A 16371-nucleotide genomic window follows, 5' to 3' on the forward strand; every position below is an offset into this window, starting at 1 on the left:
TTTTTTTTGACAACACAATGGAAAAGGCCTGCGCGGACAAAAAAGGTCTGAGGAAAAAGGCTTGTAAAGGCTTGGCCTTTGTTATATAATGGCTAGGCAGAAGGTGTAGATTCGGGAGACTCTTTAGGCGATCCTGCGGCTTGCAAATCTGCGCCTGAGCGAAAGAATAACAGGGGTGAAAAGACATGGCTGAAGTAAGAACGAGATTTGCGCCGAGCCCCACAGGCAGAATGCACGTGGGCAACTTAAGAACGGCGCTGTACGCATATCTGATTGCAAAGCATGAGGGAGGAAAGTTCCTCCTGCGCATCGAGGATACCGATCAGGAGCGCTATATGGACGGCGCTGTGGATATCATTTACCGCACGCTTAAGGAGGCCGGGCTGGAGCATGACGAAGGTCCGGATAAGGATGGCGGCGTGGGCCCTTATATCCAGAGCGAGCGCCAGGCGGCAGGAATTTACCTGAAATACGCAAAGCAGCTGATTGACAAGGGAGAGGCCTATTACTGCTTCTGCGACAAGGAGCGGCTGGAGTCCCTGAAGACAGAGGTGGCAGGCAAGGAGATCGTCATGTACGACAAGCACTGCCTGCATCTGAGCAAGGAAGAGATAGAAGAGAAGCTGGCTGCGGGTGTGCCCTATGTCATCCGGCAGAATAATCCTACCACAGGAACGACGACCTTCCACGATGAGATTTACGGCGATATCACGGTGGACAACGCAGAGCTGGACGACATGATTCTGATCAAGTCCGACGGATATCCCACCTACAATTTTGCGAATGTAGTGGACGACCATCTGATGGGAATCACCCATGTGGTCCGGGGAAATGAGTATCTCTCCTCGTCTCCGAAGTACAACCGCCTCTATGAGGCCTTTGGCTGGGAGGTTCCGGTCTATATCCACTGCCCGCTGATTACAGACGAGAATCACAAGAAGCTCTCCAAGCGCTGCGGTCATTCCTCCTTTGAGGATCTGATTGAGCAGGGCTTTCTGCCGGAGACGATCGTAAATTTTGTGGCGCTGCTGGGCTGGAGCCCGGAGGAGGACAGAGAGATTTACAGCCTGCCGGAGCTGGTGGAGGCCTTTGATTACCGGCATATCAGCAAGGCTCCGTCCGTGTTCGACTATACGAAGCTGAAATGGATGAACGGTGAGTACATCAAGGCGATGGATTTTGACCGTTTTTATGAGATGGCCCTTCCTTATATCAAAAGGGTCGTTGCGAGAGACTGTGATCCGAGAAAGCTTGCGGAAATGGTAAAGACCAGGATCGAGGTATTTCCGGATATTGAAGGAATGATAGACTGCTTTGAGAAGGTTCCGGAGTATGACTGTGCGATCTATGCTCATAAAAAGATGAAGACGACGGAGGAATCCTCTCTTGAGGTGTTAAAGGAGCTGCTTCCAGTGCTGGAGAAGCAGGAGGATTACAGTAACGACGCCCTTTACAACTGCCTTCTGGAGTGTGTAAAGGAGAAGGGCTGCAAGAACGGCCAGGTGCTCTGGCCCATCCGGATTGCCATGTCGGGCAAGCAGACGACGCCCTGCGGCGCTTCCGAGATGATGGAGGTGCTGGGAAAAGAGGAGTCCCTGAAGCGCCTTCGCGCAGCGATTGAAAAGCTGGAGAATGCGAAAGAATGAACGATCTGATTATCCGGGAAGCGTCCCCTTCGGACGCCTCCCGGCTTCTTGCAATCTATCGTCCGTATGTGACGGACACCACGATTACCTTCGAGTATGAGGTTCCCTCCCTGAATGAATTTACATCCCGTATGGAGAAAATCCGAAAGCGCTACCCGTATCTGGTCTGCGAGGAGGATGGACAGATCATCGGCTATGCTTACGCCGACACCTATATGATCCGCCCGGCCTATGACTGGTGTGCGGAGGTTTCCATCTACGTAGACAGGGAAAAGCGCGGAATGGGCGTGGGAAAAAAGCTGTATGAGTCGCTGTTTGCCCGGCTTCGGGAGATGCACGTGCTGAATCTTTATGCGGTCATCACCTCGGAAAATGAAAAAAGCCTTGCCTTCCATGAGAAGCTTGGCTTTCAGAACTTCGCAGTCTTTGAGAAGGCCGGATACAAGCAGGGAAGATGGCTGGATGTAACCTGGATGCAGCTGTTTCTCGGAGAACATAAGGAGCATCCGGAAAAGGTAATCTGGGCAGAGGAAATGAATGTATGAGCCAATTATCTGAAGTACAGCAGCGGGCCGTCACCCACAGAGACGGCCCCATGCTGGTGCTGGCCGGCCCGGGCTCAGGAAAGACGCTCGTTCTGACCTGGCGGGTCCGGTATCTGACAGAGGTCTGTCGCATCAACCCCGGAGAAATTCTGGTTATAACCTTTACAAGAGCTGCCGCCCGTGAAATGAAGGAGCGGTATCTCCGCATGACAGGAAGCGAAAGCACAGCGGTGTCCTTCGGTACGTTCCATGCGGTCTTTTTTCAGATCCTGAAGCTGGCTTACGGCTACCGCTCTGAAAATATCCTCCGGGAAGAAGAAAAATACAGGTTCCTTAAGGATGCGGTGTTCCGGCAGAAGCTGGAGCCGGATGATGAGGCGGAACTGCTCTCCAGCATATCCTCTGAGATCAGCCGGGTAAAAAATGAGCGGCCGGATCTGCAGGCGTATAAGGCCACATCCTGTGATTCCAAAAGCTTCCGCGCGATTTTCAACGAGTACGACAACCGTCTGCGCAGAAGCGGAAAAATCGATTTTGACGATATGCTGGGCTACTGCTATGAGCTTCTGAAGGAACGCCCGGATATCTTAAGGGCCTGGCAGAAAAAATTCCGGTATATTCTGGTGGATGAATTTCAGGATATCAACCAGCTTCAGTATGATATTGTCCGGATGCTGGCGGCACCGGAGGACAATCTGTTTATCGTGGGGGACGACGACCAGTCTATCTACCGGTTCCGGGGAGCAAAGCCCCAGATTATGCTGCATTTTGAGGAGGATTATCCTGCGGCGAAACGGGTGCTTCTGGATACGAACTACCGCTGTACAGGGGCGATTGTGGAGGGAGCGGGCCGGGTGATCGCGAACAATAAGGAACGGTTTCCGAAGGATATCCGTGCACAAAAGGATCGTGGGCCGGCGATTCTCACCCACCTCTTTAAAAATCAGGAGGAGGAGTACGCCTGTGTGATCGACAAAATCAGGCTTTGGCGGGAGAAGGGCGGCTCCTATGGGGATATCGCCGTGCTGTTCCGGACCAATACCCAGCCCCGGAAGCTGGTGGAGGAGTTGATCGCCGAGGGCATTCCCTTCCGGATGCGGGACAGTCTGCCGAATCTGTATGATCACTGGATTGTCCGGGACATCTTTACCTATCTTCGTATGTCCAAGGGAAGCTTAAAGCGCAGCGATTTCCTGCAGATCATGAACCGGCCGAAGCGCTATATCGGGCGGGAATGCCTGGAGAGCGAGGAGATTTCCTGGGAGGCCCTTCTGACCTGGTATGACGATAAGCCCTGGGTCTGCGAGCGGATTGAGAAGCTGCAAAAGGATCTGAAGCTGGCCGGAAGGCTTTCTCCTTCCGGGGCCCTTCACTATATCCGGCATATCATCGGTTATGAGGGCTATCTGAAGGAATACGCAGAGTACCGGGGGCGGAATCCGGAGGAGCTGTCTGCAATACTGGATGAGCTGGCAGAGCTGGCGAAGGGCTTTTCCACGCTGGCGGACTGGGAAGCGCATATTGCCCGCGTCCGGGAAGAGCTGGCAAAGCAGGCCAGGGAACGGGAGCAGAATAAGGACAGCGTATCCCTTTCCACCATGCACAGCAGCAAGGGCCTGGAATACCGGATTGTCTTTATCATTGATGCGAACGAAGGAATCACGCCTCACAGGCGGGTGATTTTTGAGGAGGACATGGAGGAAGAGCGCCGCCTTTTCTATGTGGCGATGACGAGAGCAAAGGAGCTTCTGTACATCTTTTCCGTAAAAAAGCTGTACGGAAAGAAAGCCGAGATAAGCCGTTTTGTGGAGGAACTGCTGGAATAGCAGTTCCTTTTCTGGTGAAAGCGGGAGGAAGACCCGCAGCCGGAGACGGGAAGAGAAGAAAAGAAAATCCACTTGTCAGAAGGTCAGCCTCCCTTAAAGTTAGATAAAACTAACTAAAAAGAGAGGCAAAAAACAGATGGAAATAAAACAGCTTGAATTTATTGTGGCTGCCTGCGACAGAGGCAGCTTTGATAAAGCGGCAGAATGCCTTTACACGACCCAGCCCAATGTGGGCAGGGCAAGGATTTGCTAGGATTTCAGACGGAAGATTCTGGTCCTGCCGCTTCCTTCCCTGCTGATGATTCCCTGCTTTTCCATCTGGGAGAGAAGTCTCCCGGCATGGCTGGCGGAGGTATCCAGAAGAGAGGCGATCTCGCCTGTGTGGGCAGCGGCATGTTCGGTCAGATATTCGATAATCACAGCCTTTTGAACGGCTGAGCGGGCGGCGTTTCTGCCGCCGCTTTTGCGTTCTTTTTTGTCTGCGGCAGTGTTGCCGGCGTCTGTCTGGCGTCCGGGGCGGACCGTAAGCGAGAGCGTGATCCTTTCGGGAGCAAACTGCTGGGTGATGACCGGCGCGGGCCAGCCCTGTCTCTTCCATACATGATAAATGTTCGGGATACCGCCGCCGGTACGCTCGCCTACATCGATCAGGTTGAACATACGGCACAGAGCAGGATTTCTGGGATCTGAAATGCCGCCGCCCAGAGCGTCGTCAACGGCAATGCGAAAGCTGCCGGGATTGGAAAAGGTGATTTCCGTCTCTTTTTTGCAGATGACGATTCCTCTGGTCCCGTGATAATCTGCATTGACCAGACAGTTTGTCAGAGCTTCGCGCAGAGCCTCCTGTACGGAGAATTTTTCCGGGTCAGGAAGGTCTGCCATATCTTCTTCCGGTCCTTTGTCAGCCCTGGACAGCAGTTCACGGCAGACACGAAAATAAAAATCCAGCAGGTTTCCGCTCCAGTCCCCGGAGGAGGAGAGGATGCGCCGAGGACGTCCAGGGTATTTCTGCCCGTTTTCCGGTGCGGTCAAATCCTGATAATCCAGAAAATAATCGGGATATTCCCGGATAATCTCATATTCAAGACCGAACATAAGAAGGCCGGCAGCCGTAGGATGGAGTGTGCCGTCGGAGCCTTTCCCCACAGCGCCCAGCTTGTAAAGAAACTCTTCATCCGGGAGATCTTCCCAGATATGCCCGGGATGACGGAGCATCATGCGGGAACGGTAGCGGCTGACGGTATTGGAATCAAATACTTTCAGATTCCTCTGTTCCAGAACAGACATATCCTGGGATTTTCTGACCGCGTCGCGGAGCATGGATTCCACTTCCTCCCGGGTGCAGCGGTAATCGCCCTCTCCGTTTCGCCGGTAAGTCCCGGTGAGCGGGTTTCCGTCCACGAAGACCGGCCTGTCGCAGCGCTGAGCCTGGGGCACGGTGATGGCGATGATCTGGCAGCCTTCGACGGTTTCCACAGATACGTTCTGATCAGAGAGAATATTTGCGCTTGCCTTTTCGGGCTGGTTGATCAAATCCCAGAATTCTTCTATCAGCCGTCCGGGATCGGGCAGGTTGACAGGATGGAGAGACTTATCCTTGTCTTCGATCACTCCCAGAAGGATGATTCCGCCCAGGGTATTTGCAAAGGCAGAGTAGGTTTCCCAGATGCTCTTCGGCAGGCCTCCCAGAGCCTTTTTTGCCTCGATTCGGTTATTCTCCCTGTATTTTTCCAGATTAGAAAAATCGATCATACCGTATTCTCCTTTCGTCAGCCGTCTGCGGCAGGTTTTGCTGCGGCTGCCGGGAATGCGCGCCTGGGGCCTGCCAGCTGCGGAAATCAAAGAGAGAAGCCCCGGCAGGCAGAATGGTTCTGCCTGCGCTGGAAGCTTCTCCCTGCAGGTGTCCTTTAATTCTCTTCTTCGTCTGCTGCGACCATTTCGTCGTACTCAGCGGCGTCAAGCATCTGGTCAAACATGTCAGCCACTGCTTCATATTCCTCGTCGTCCTCGATATTGTCCAGAACGGGGGAGCCGCTGCTGTTGTCATAGCGGTAGAGATAAACCTCTCCGTCTTCGTTCTCTCCGTTCTCATCGAGGGGGAGAAGAGCGATGTAATCGCGTCCGTTTACCGGGAAAATCGTAAGGATCGCGCATTCTACGGTTTCGTCATTGTCCAGCGTCAGGGTAACGGTGATATTTCCGTCACAGGTATCACAGTTGCCGCCGCAGGAAGCAGTGTCGCATTTATTGTCTGCTGCCATAATCGTTCTCCTTTTGGTAAATAAGTAATAGATGTAATATTACTCTATCAGAAACAGAAGGGAAAAGCAAGAAAAAGAAGGATTGCGCAACAGAAAGAATTGTACTAGAATAAAAGCGAACGCGTTTTTACAGGAGGAAAAAGAATGGAACTGCAATTTTCAAAGAGAGCGGAAAGAATCCAGGAGGGAATCTTTTCAATTCTTGATCATAAAAAGGCAGAGCTTCTGGCAGCAGGCCGGAAGGTATACAATTTTTCAGTGGGAACCCCGGATTTCAAGCCGCAGCCCCATATTATGGAGGCGATGGCAAAGGCGGCGATGGATCCGGAAAATTATAAATACGCTCTGTCAGACAGGGAAGAGCTCCTGTCTGCGGTACAGGGCTTTTACGAGAAGAGGTTTGGCGTAAGGCTTGAGAAGGATGAGATGATGTCGCTTTACGGCTCTCAGGAGGGCATGGCCCATATCGCGATTGCGCTCTGCGATCCGGGAGATGTGGTGCTTGTTCCGAATCCGGGGTACCCGGTATTTTCACTGGGGCCCGAGCTTGTGGGCGCCGCAATCGAGACCTATCCGCTGTATGCAGAAAATAATTTTCTTCCGGATTTTGCGGATATACCGGAGGAAACGGCACGGAAGGCGCGGTTTATGATCGTATCCTACCCGGCAAACCCGGTATGCTCTGTGGCGGACGATGCGTTCTATGAGAGTCTGATCGCCTTTGCAGAGAAATATCAGATTATTGTTCTGCATGACAATGCCTACTCGGATATTCTCTACGGAGGGCGGGAAGGAAAATCATTTCTTTCTTATCCGGGAGCGAAGGAGGTGGGAATTGAGTTTTATTCCCTTTCCAAGAGCTACAATATGACGGGACTCAGGATTTCATTTGCGGTAGGAAACCGTGAGATTATCCATGAATTTCGTAAGGTACGCTCCCAGATCGATTACGGCACCTCTCTTCTGGTACAGAAGGCGGCTGTGGCAGCCCTGACTGGGTCACAGGAGGCGGTGCAGGAGCAGTGCCGGGAATATGAGAGGCGCAACCATGCGCTCTGCGGAGGCCTGCGTGCCATCGGCTGGAATGTGCCGGACAGCCAGGGCACGATGTTTGTGTGGGCGCCTTTGCCCAGGAATTATGAGAACAGCGAGAAATTTGTGCTGGATCTGATGGAGAAGACAGGGGTGATCGTGACGCCGGGAAGCGCCTTCGGAGATCTGGGCGAGGGCTATGTCCGTATGGCGCTGGTGTATCCGGTTCCGGTTATTGAGGAAGCGGTGCGGAAGATAAAGGAAAGCGGAATTCTGGGCTGAGAAAGGCCCGGGAAAGGGCATCGGAGGTGGCGCATGGATTTTGTGCAGGATATTACGGATTTTATTTTTGTGGAAGATGCGCCGGAAAAGGCGGATATCATTTTTATCCCTGGCGGGGACCAGGGGAGCCTTGCCATGACTGCGGCAAGGCTGTTTCGCGAAGGGTATGCGCCCTATATTCTTCCGTCCGGGCGTTACAGCAAGCCGGTTGGGCGGTGCCTGATTCCAGACTACGAGACAGAATGGGATTTTCTGAAGGACATTCTGGTGAAGGAGGGCGTGCCCCGGGAACGGATCCTGGAGGAAAGGCAGGCTACCTATACCTATGAAAACGCGATTTATTCCCGGCAGGTGACGGAGCGTCTGGGTCTTATGATCCGCCGTGCGATTCTGTGTCCCCAGGCCTGCCATGCAAGACGCGCGCTTCTCTATTATAAGGTATTGTATCCAGAGACAGAGTTTTTTGTCTGTCCGACCGTGACCCGGGGAATCAGCCGGGAAAACTGGTTCCTGGACGGACAGAGGATAGATGTGGTTCTCGGCGAGCTTGAGCGCTGCGGAAGCCAGTTCCATGAGATACTGCGGGAATACGCCGGGAAGCGGCAGGAGGAGAAAAAATGGAGATAAGAGATGTAATAGAACTGGTCAGGCAGGCGAAGCCCCTGATACAGAACCGGGATATGGCTGATCATATCAAGGTTAAGGGGCCTTCGGATTATGTGACACAGGTGGACATGAATGTTCAGAAGCTTCTTTCTGAAAAGCTTTATGAGCTGGCGCCGGAGATCCAGTTTCTCGGGGAAGAGGAAGGGCTGCACGCAATGTCGGGAGATACCTTCTGGATCCTGGATCCTGTGGACGGGACCACGAATCTGATTCACGACTACCAGCACAGTACCGTATCCCTTGGCCTTTATGAAAAGGGAGAGATTGTGATGGGAGTGATTTACGATCCCTTCCGGGAAGAGGTGTTTTACGCAGAGAAGGGGAAGGGAAGCTGGCGGAACGGGGAGCGCATCCATGCGGCCCCGGCCGAGACCTTAAGCGAAACAATTATAGCGATTGGAACGGCTCCTTATCAGAAGGAGCTGGCTCATGAGAATTTTCAGAGATTTGAGCGTGTGTTCCTGAAATGCCAGGATATCCGCCGGACAGGAACAGCTGCCATGGATCTGGCGTATACAGCCTGCGGCCGCATTGGCGGATATTTCGAAGAGAGACTGCAGCCCTGGGATTTTGCGGCAGGAATGCTGATTCTGTCTGAGGCTGGCGGTAAGGTCACGCGTTTTGACGGCTCGCCTGTAAATCCGCTGGAGCCGGGCGGTATTCTCGCCAGCAACGGGAAGCTGCACGGGGAGCTTCTGGAGCTGCTGTAGGGACTGGGCATGGAAATATGCGCAAAGCTGTGGTATCATAGAAACAGCTTTAATAGGTATCATGTTTTCATTTATAATGAAAAACAGAGAAAGGAGAAGTGAGAAAATGAGAAGCATTCAAGCAGAGAAACTGACTCATGAGAGGTACGCGCCGTTCGGAACCTTCTATGCGATGGCAGATCCGGAAGGCTATTCGCTGAAGGGAGAGCTGCACCGGTTTTTCCCGGACCGTCTGACAGAGACCTATCCGGTCAGACTGGGATTTTCACCGATCCTGGTGAAAAAGCCGGAGAAGATGGTGATTACCTCTGTGGAGTACCACACGACGACACCGGAAATTATTATGCCTCTGAACGATGATATGATTGTTCATGTGGCGCCTGCTTCTGCAGGAGCTCCGGTTCCGGAGCTGGCAAAGGCCTTTGTGGTTCCGAAATTTACGATGATTAAGATTAATACGGCTATCTGGCATCTCTGCCCTCTGCCTGTCCATGCGGATGAGCTGCAGGCGCTGATTGTGCTTCCGGAATGTACTTACCAGAACGATTGTACGGTCGTGGAATTAAAGCCGGAGGAGCAGTTTGAGATCACGCTGTAGAGGCGGGGGAAACAGCCAAAGGCTGCATGAAAAATGGACAAAAAGAAAAAGGAGAGGGGCTTCCGGCCAGGGTTTCTGAAACCGGAGTCCGTCTCCTTTGCCTGCAGCTGCTTTCTAAAACACAGAAGTACAGGGGAAATTTACGATATCTGTGGTGCCCTAATCGGGATATACCAGCCTGTCCCCGGCAATGTGATACAGAACCTCATCCAGGTATTTTTTTGCCAGGTATTTTGCCATGGGAAGATTCATATCCAGATAATTGCCGCAGTCTTTCGGGCTGGCGCCGGGAATCTCTCCTTCAAAATCCCGGATAAATTCCCACATTTCTATCATCAGCGGAACGATGTCTCTGGACTCCCAGCTGCCGGAAAGAAGCAGGTAAAAGCCGGTGCGGCAGCCCATGGGCCCGAAATAGAGAACCCTGGCTCCCCATTCCTTATGATTGCGCAGAAAGGTCGCGCCCAGGTGCTCGATGGCGTGAACCTCGGCTGTGTTCATGACAGGCTCCTCGTTCGGGCTTGTCAGCCGAAGATCAAAGGTAGTCACTACGGTATTTCCAACCGGATCCTTGCGTGAAACATAGACGCCGGGCTGGAGAAGAAGATGATTGATCGTAAAGCTTGTTATTTTTTCCATAGAAGCATTCCTCCTGTTGTTTTCAGACAGCAGATTTCAGGGCGGTCTGAACAGTAACAGTGTATCACATTTCTGAGGGAAGTCAAATGCGAAAGATGCAGAAAGGAGCGTATGCGGCTTCCGGCTCAGCCTGATTCACCGTGCAGATCTGCACAGAATTTCCAAAAGAAAAGCATAATAACAGGGAAAGAAAGGGATTTTATATTTTTGAAGCGTTGAATTTTACCGGGGATATCCTGCCGGGGATACTGAAGGAAGCCGCTTTTTTAATGCTGTTTTTTGCGGCGGCATGGACGGATTGGCATGTTCGGAGGGTGCCGAACCGGCTGCTGGCAGTGGGTGTCTGCCTGCGGCTTCTGCTGTTTTTGCAGGAGCTGTGTCTGTCCGGGAGGGCGGAGGCAGTCCGGGAGCTTCTGCAGGCTGCGGCAGGAAGCCTGATCCTCCTGGCATTTTTTCTTCTGGCAGCCCGGCTTTCCGGCAGAGGGCTGGGAATGGGGGATATAAAGTTTATTGGAACAGCGGCGCTGTTTACAGGGGCTCACAGAATGCTGGTGATTTTGTTCTGCGGCCTGCTGCTTGCCCTGGGAGCATCGTTTGTTCTTTTGGCACGTGCCCAAAAGGCCGGCATGGAAAAAGAGGGCCGGACTGCGCTTCCGCTGATTCCGTTTCTGCTGGGAGGGCTATTGCTGGAGAGGCTACTTTTGTGAGCGGCATTCCGCATGGCAGGACAAAATTAAGAAAGTCTTTTTTTCTCTGCCTTGAGGCGGGGGAAGGATTATGGTAGGATGAAGAAAAAGGCAGAGAGGAGAGGTGGGACAGGCTATGACGAGACGAAGGCCAGGCATGGCATTTCTGGCGGCGCTTCTGCTTTTTTCAGTTCCGGCAGGATGCGGCGGAGGAAAGGAAGCGGAACAGGGATCAGGGCAGGCAGCAGATGCCCCGGAGCTTAAGGTAACGTTTTTTAATGTAGGAAAAGGCGATGCGGTTCTGCTGGAGACAGAGGAGCAGGCGATGCTGATTGATGCAGGATACGACGATACCTCAGCTGTAATCCTGGATTATCTGGAGGCAGAAGAGATAGATACGCTGGATTATCTGGTCATTACCCATTTTGACAAGGATCATGTGGGAGGCGCAGATAAGATTCTGGAGGCTGTGGAGGTGCTCGAGGTATTGGAACCGGATTATGAGTCGGACAGCGGACAGACGGAAGAATACAGGGAAACGCTGAAGGAACAGGGAATCACGCCGGTCAGGGTGACGGATACGAAGGAGCTTATGCTGGAAGGCGCGGACTGTACGGTCTATCCGCCCAGACAGAAGGATTACGAGGAGGAGGATAATGATTTTTCCCTTGTGATCAGTCTGCGCTTTGGAGAGGAAGGCTTTCTTTTTGCCGGAGACTGTGAGAAGGAAAGGCTTTCGGAGCTTCTGGCAGAAAGCGGCCTCAATCTCAGGCACCAGGTTCTGAAGGTGCCGCATCACGGACGGGAGGAAAAAAATTCAGACAAATTCCTGCTGGCAGTAGATCCGGAGGCGGCGGTCATTACCTGCTCCGAGGACGACAGGCCCGATAAGGAGATCCTGGAGCTTCTGGAACAGCTGGGCACAGAGGTTTATCTGACCTCGGAGGGAACCGTGACCTGCGTGACAGACGGCAGCACCTTAAGCTTCCGGCAGGAGCAGGGCTGAGGGGGAAAATCCGGGCTTGAAATCGGCCAGGAATATGATTACAATGGTAATAATGTTTAAAGGAGGAAAAGCAATGAGCATGATTGACGCAGTCCGCGCCGAAATGGTGACGGCAATGAAAAATAAGGAAAAGGAAAGGAAGGAATCCTTGTCTATGCTTCTGTCCGCCTTGAAAAACAAGGCGATTGACAAGCGCGCGGATCTTACGGAGGAGGAAGAGTACGCGGTTGTGAAAAAGGAAATGAAGCAGACGCAGGAGACGATGGATCTGGCTCCGGCAGACCGGACGGATATCATAGAGCAGTGCAGAGCGCGCCTGGCGGTCCTCTCTGAGTTCGCTCCGGAGGAGATGAGCGAGGACGCAATCCGCGCGGTGATTCAGGAGGTCATCGCATCCCTTGGAATCGAGAGCCCTTCAGGAAAAGATAAGGGAAAAATTATGAAAGAGCTTATGCCAAGGGTAAAGGGGAAGGCTGACGGAGCCCTGGTCAATAAGCTGGTAGGAGAGACGCTTGCGTAGGCGGGCGGCTCTGCCTCTTGGCCTTGTGGGAATTTTAGTGCTTCTTTCCCTTGGAGGCTGTAAGGATGGCGGGGCGGAGGTATCGGTTCCTCAGGTGGAGGTGATCGAGCAGCCTCAGATCAGCCAGACAGAGGAGCAAAGGGAAGCGCAGCTTGATCCGGATGCGGCAGCCGGGACTGTCCTGGGAGAGGAAGAGGTTGTGGTGATGTCAGAGGAGGGAGAGCCTCAGATGGCAGCATACACAAGAGTCCGTGGAAACGGAGATTTTTCGGTGGCCTATGATCCGGCTCAGTTTTCACTGGCAGCTTCTGAGGAGGAGCTGCGGTTTGAGCTGGGGACGGGAAATTCGGAAGAAAATTCCGGCGGAGGGGCAGAGGTTTTCCTGAGCATCCGCAGAGAAGACGCCCCTTCCGCAGAAGAACTGGCAGATCATTATGTGGCAGAGAGCGATGAGGAATGCTCCGTGGAGGATGTGACGATTGGAGAAGGAGAGTATCCGGCTATGTGGGTCAGCTACGCGGAAGGCACTTCGGCGGACAGCCGGACCTGCAGCATCTACATATTCCGGCACAATGAAGCGTTGTATGCGGCGCAGCTGGACAGTACTGTTGAGGCGGCGGAGGAGCTGGCAGAGATGCATACGATCCTGTCTACCCTCCGGTTTGACGAGGGCTGAGTGCCTTGGAGGCCGCATTTTCCGCTGCATGCCGCCGCATTTGGCTGTGTACGCGTGTGGAATGTAAAGCGCGCGTTAAGTCTGCGTAAACTCTTTGGATTCGGTTGAAGCGGCTGAAAAAATAGACTATAATATTACAATAAGAAAGAGACTGATGCATGAAGGTTTTATTTATATCTCTTGGCTGTGATAAAAACCTGGTGGATTCCGAGGTGATGCTGAAGCTCCTGGAAAAGAAAGGATATCAGTTCACGGACGATGAGACAGAAGCAGATATTATCATAATCAATACCTGCTGCTTTATAGGCGACGCCAAGGAAGAAAGTGTCAATACGATTCTGGAGATGGCTGAATACCGCAAAAGCGGAAGCTGCAAGGCCCTGATTGTCACAGGCTGCCTGGCTCAGCGGTACCAGAAGGAAATCCTGGATGAAATCGAAGAGGTGGACGCGATTCTGGGAACTGCCACATATGATTCCATTGCAGAGGCGGTGGATAAGGCTCTCGGAGGGCAAAAGGAGCTGCATTTTGAGGATATAGACCGTCTGGTGCCGGAGCAGGGAGGCCGGGTGCTGACGACAGGGGGCCATTATGCTTACCTGAAGATTGCGGAGGGCTGCGACAAGCGCTGTACCTACTGCATTATCCCAAAGCTGCGCGGACGTTTCCGCAGTGTTCCCGAGGAGCGCCTGCTGGCAGAGGCGGAAGAGCTTGCCAGGCAGGGGGTCAAGGAGCTGATTCTGGTGGCCCAGGAGACTACGGTTTACGGCGTCGACCTGTACGGGGAAAAGCGGCTGCCGGAGCTTCTTGAAAAGCTGGCAGCGATACCGGGCATCCGGTGGATCCGCGTGCAGTACTGCTATCCGGAGGAGATTACAGAAGAATTGATTCAGGTCATAAAAAAAGAGCCGAAGATCTGTCATTATCTGGATCTTCCGATTCAGCATGCTTCGGACCGGATTCTGAAGCGCATGGGAAGGCGCACGACTCAGGCAGATTTGAGGCGTATCATCGGGCGGCTCCGGCAGGAAATTCCGGATATCTGCCTGCGGACGACGCTGATTACCGGCTTTCCGGGAGAGACGGAGGAGGACCACGAGGAGCTGATGCGGTTTGTGGATGACTGTGAGTTTGACAGGCTTGGGGTATTTCCCTATTCTCCGGAGGAGGATACGCCTGCTGCGGCCATGCCGGATCAGATTCCGGAGGAAGTGAAGCAAGACCGGAGGGCTGAGCTTATGGAGCTGCAGCAGGAGATTGCTTTTGAAAAAGCAGAGGGCATGACCGGACAGGAGCTTACAGTTATGATAGAAGGAAAGGTGGCTGATGAAAACGCCTATGTGGGACGAACCTATAAGGATGCTCCAGGCGTAGACGGTTATCTCTTCCTGAATACGGATGAGACGCTTATGAGCGGCGATTTCGCGAGAGTGCGCGTGACAGGCGCAGCAGAATACGATCTGATAGGAGAATTGATAGAATGAATCTTCCAAATAAACTGACTGTCTTGAGAATGATTATGATCCCGTTTTTCGTGGTGTTTATGCTGACGGATCTGGGAGGGACATATGGAAAGTATATTGCGCTGGCTATTTTTGTGATTGCGAGCCTGACAGATCTGCTGGACGGAAAGATTGCAAGAAAGAGAAACCTGGTCACAAATTTTGGGAAATTTATGGATCCCCTGGCAGACAAGCTGCTGGTATGCTCGGCGCTTATCTGCCTGGTTGAGATGGACCGCCTGGCAGCGTGGATGGTGATCGTGATCATTTCCAGAGAATTTATTATCAGCGGATTCCGGCTGATTGCTTCGGATAATGGGGTCGTAATTGCGGCAAGCTATTGGGGAAAGTTCAAGACGACGTTTCAGATGGTGATGATTATTCTGCTGATTCTCGATCTGGGCGAAGGCTTCCAGGTTCTCGAGACAGCGGTGATTTGGATTGCACTGGTTCTGACGGTGGTTTCCCTGATCGATTACCTGGTAAAGAACAAAGGTATTTTGCTGGAAGGAGATATTTAAACGCATGACAGCGGAACTGATTTCTGTGGGAACAGAGCTTCTGCTCGGGAATATTGTAAATACAAACGCGGCTTTTCTGGCGCGGGAGTGCGCGAAGCTTGGCCTGTCGGTGTATTATCAGACGACGGTCGGAGATAATCCGAAGCGCCTTAAGGAGGCGCTCTGCCAGGCCCTTAAGCGCTCCGACGTAGTGATTCTAAGCGGCGGTCTGGGGCCGACCCGGGATGACCTGACAAAGGAGATTACAGCAGAGGCCCTCGGCCTTGGGCTTTCGGAGGACGCTCATACACGGGAGCGCATACAGGCGTATTTCGATGCCAGGGGCACGGAGGAGATTCCGGAAAATAACTGGAAGCAGGCCATGGTTCCGGAAGGGGCCCTTGTGATAGACAATGATAACGGCACGGCGCCCGGGCTGATTCTGGAAAAGGATGGAAAAACTGCGGTTCTGCTTCCCGGACCGCCGAATGAGCTGGTTCCGATGTTCCGGAAGGACATTTATCCCTGGCTTCATAAGAAGCAGCCGGAGACCATTGTTTCTGAGATGGTAAAGCTGTGCGGCATAGGAGAAAGCCGGGCTGAGCTGCTGATCGCGGATTTGATTGAGCGCCAGGGCAATCCGACGATTGCCACCTACGCGAAGACAGGAGAGGTGCACCTGCGCGTGACAGCAAGGGCCAAGGACGAGGAGGCGGCAGAGCTTCTGATTAAACCGGTTCTGGAGGAGTTGAGGGCAAGATTTGGCGATCAGATCTACACGACGGATGAAAGGGTAAGCCTGGAGGAGGCTGTCGTGGATCTGCTGCGGGAGCAGGAGCTTACGGTGACGACGGTGGAATCCTGCACAGGCGGGCTCCTGGCGGGCCGCCTGGTCAATGTTCCAGGGGTTTCTGAGGTCCTGAAGCAGGGATTTGTCACCTATTCTAATAAGGCAAAGAGAAAGCTGGTGGGAGTCAAGAAGGCGACGCTCCGGGAGTCCGGCGCAGTCAGCGAGAAGACGGCCAGGGAGATGGCCAGAGGAGCTGTCCTTGCGACGGGAGCTGACGCAGCCGTGGCTGTCACCGGGATTGCAGGGCCTGACGGCGGAACCGAAGAGAAGCCGGTAGGACTGGTCTATATCGCCGCGGCGGTCCGGGGACAGACCTACGTGCAGGAATGCCATTTCACAGGAGACAGGGTGAAGATCAGGGAAAGCTCTGTGGCTGCCGCCCTGACACTTCTGCGGAAGGGAATTCTGGAGACGGCGGAGAACTAA

18 protein-coding genes are annotated in these 16371 nt (G+C 53.1%); 15 read left to right on the plus strand and 3 right to left on the minus strand.

From position 1 onward, the window contains the following. Positions 1-185 precede the first annotated feature (185 nt). The 4 genes from gltX to B5E77_RS16805 all read left to right on the plus strand — a co-directional run bounded on the left by gltX (position 186) and on the right by B5E77_RS16805 (position 4270). Positions 186-1646 (plus strand): glutamate--tRNA ligase, encoded by a 1461-nt coding sequence (gltX, locus tag B5E77_RS07495; RefSeq protein ID WP_087164734.1) that lies wholly within the window; start codon positions 186-188, stop codon positions 1644-1646. Further along, entirely contained in the window at positions 1643-2191 is a 549-nt protein-coding gene (locus B5E77_RS07500) for a GNAT family N-acetyltransferase (protein WP_087164735.1), read from the plus strand. The genes gltX and B5E77_RS07500 overlap by 4 nt, the downstream gene beginning before the upstream one ends. After that, positions 2188-4017: an ATP-dependent helicase gene (locus tag B5E77_RS07505; RefSeq protein WP_087164736.1), complete on the plus strand. Its 1830-nt coding sequence runs from the start codon at positions 2188-2190 to the stop codon at positions 4015-4017. The genes B5E77_RS07500 and B5E77_RS07505 overlap by 4 nt, the downstream gene beginning before the upstream one ends. Before the next feature lie 136 nt (positions 4018-4153). Continuing rightward, complete coding sequence (locus tag B5E77_RS16805) at positions 4154-4270, plus strand: LysR family transcriptional regulator (RefSeq protein WP_204248029.1); 117 nt, start codon at positions 4154-4156, stop codon at positions 4268-4270. Here the strand turns inward: B5E77_RS16805 and B5E77_RS07510 are convergent. Together B5E77_RS07510 and B5E77_RS07515 are read right to left on the minus strand one after the other, a co-directional pair. Further along, positions 4267-5769, minus strand: coding sequence for an ATP-binding protein (locus tag B5E77_RS07510; protein WP_143468595.1), 1503 nt, complete (start codon positions 5767-5769; stop codon positions 4267-4269). The two genes, B5E77_RS16805 and B5E77_RS07510, sit on opposite strands and share 4 nt — an antisense overlap. 155 nt (positions 5770-5924) lie before the next feature. Next, positions 5925-6278, minus strand: coding sequence for a DUF1292 domain-containing protein (locus B5E77_RS07515; RefSeq protein ID WP_087164738.1), 354 nt, complete (start codon positions 6276-6278; stop codon positions 5925-5927). Positions 6279-6422: 144 nt separating this feature from the next. Here B5E77_RS07515 and B5E77_RS07520 point away from each other — a divergent pair, with 144 nt between their 5' ends. The 4 genes from B5E77_RS07520 (at position 6423) to B5E77_RS07535 (ending at position 9566) form a co-directional block, all read left to right on the plus strand. Further along, the gene (locus B5E77_RS07520) at positions 6423-7592 is read left to right on the plus strand and encodes an aminotransferase class I/II-fold pyridoxal phosphate-dependent enzyme (protein ID WP_087164739.1); all 1170 of its coding nucleotides are present in this window, start codon (positions 6423-6425) and stop codon (positions 7590-7592) included. Between the two features lie 33 nt (positions 7593-7625). Then, positions 7626-8219, plus strand: coding sequence for a YdcF family protein (locus tag B5E77_RS07525; RefSeq protein WP_087164740.1), 594 nt, complete (start codon positions 7626-7628; stop codon positions 8217-8219). Beyond that, the gene (locus tag B5E77_RS07530; protein ID WP_087164741.1) at positions 8210-8968 is read left to right on the plus strand and encodes an inositol monophosphatase family protein; all 759 of its coding nucleotides are present in this window, start codon (positions 8210-8212) and stop codon (positions 8966-8968) included. Before B5E77_RS07525 ends, B5E77_RS07530 begins: the two co-directional genes overlap by 10 nt. A gap of 106 nt (positions 8969-9074) precedes the next feature. Next, positions 9075-9566, plus strand: coding sequence for an ureidoglycolate lyase (locus B5E77_RS07535; RefSeq protein ID WP_087164742.1), 492 nt, complete (start codon positions 9075-9077; stop codon positions 9564-9566). 159 nt (positions 9567-9725) lie between these two features. On the opposite strand, the gene B5E77_RS07540 is transcribed toward B5E77_RS07535, so the two are convergent. After that, positions 9726-10205: an S-ribosylhomocysteine lyase gene (locus B5E77_RS07540; RefSeq protein WP_087164743.1), complete on the minus strand. Its 480-nt coding sequence runs from the start codon at positions 10203-10205 to the stop codon at positions 9726-9728. Positions 10206-10474: 269 nt separating this feature from the next. Between B5E77_RS07540 and B5E77_RS07545 the strand changes: the two genes are divergently transcribed. The 7 genes from B5E77_RS07545 to B5E77_RS07575 all read left to right on the plus strand — a co-directional run bounded on the left by B5E77_RS07545 (position 10475) and on the right by B5E77_RS07575 (position 16371). Next, positions 10475-10912, plus strand: coding sequence for a prepilin peptidase (locus tag B5E77_RS07545; RefSeq protein ID WP_143468596.1), 438 nt, complete (start codon positions 10475-10477; stop codon positions 10910-10912). Between the two features lie 115 nt (positions 10913-11027). Continuing rightward, positions 11028-11897: a ComEC/Rec2 family competence protein gene (locus B5E77_RS07550; protein WP_087164745.1), complete on the plus strand. Its 870-nt coding sequence runs from the start codon at positions 11028-11030 to the stop codon at positions 11895-11897. Between the two features lie 73 nt (positions 11898-11970). After that, positions 11971-12417 (plus strand): GatB/YqeY domain-containing protein, encoded by a 447-nt coding sequence (locus B5E77_RS07555; protein WP_087164746.1) that lies wholly within the window; start codon positions 11971-11973, stop codon positions 12415-12417. Then, the gene (locus tag B5E77_RS07560) at positions 12410-13093 is read left to right on the plus strand and encodes a hypothetical protein (protein WP_087164747.1); all 684 of its coding nucleotides are present in this window, start codon (positions 12410-12412) and stop codon (positions 13091-13093) included. The genes B5E77_RS07555 and B5E77_RS07560 overlap by 8 nt, the downstream gene beginning before the upstream one ends. A 158-nt stretch (positions 13094-13251) precedes the next feature. After that, positions 13252-14577: a 30S ribosomal protein S12 methylthiotransferase RimO gene (gene rimO, locus B5E77_RS07565; protein WP_087164748.1), complete on the plus strand. Its 1326-nt coding sequence runs from the start codon at positions 13252-13254 to the stop codon at positions 14575-14577. Beyond that, the gene (gene pgsA / locus B5E77_RS07570) at positions 14574-15116 is read left to right on the plus strand and encodes a CDP-diacylglycerol--glycerol-3-phosphate 3-phosphatidyltransferase (protein ID WP_087164749.1); all 543 of its coding nucleotides are present in this window, start codon (positions 14574-14576) and stop codon (positions 15114-15116) included. Before rimO ends, pgsA begins: the two co-directional genes overlap by 4 nt. 4 nt (positions 15117-15120) lie before the next feature. Then, a complete protein-coding gene (locus B5E77_RS07575) occupies positions 15121-16371 on the plus strand; it encodes a competence/damage-inducible protein A (protein WP_087164750.1) in 1251 nt (416 codons plus the stop codon).

The sequence above is a fragment of the Lachnoclostridium sp. An131 genome (genome assembly GCF_002160825.1).
Lineage (GTDB): Bacteria > Bacillota > Clostridia > Lachnospirales > Lachnospiraceae > Laedolimicola.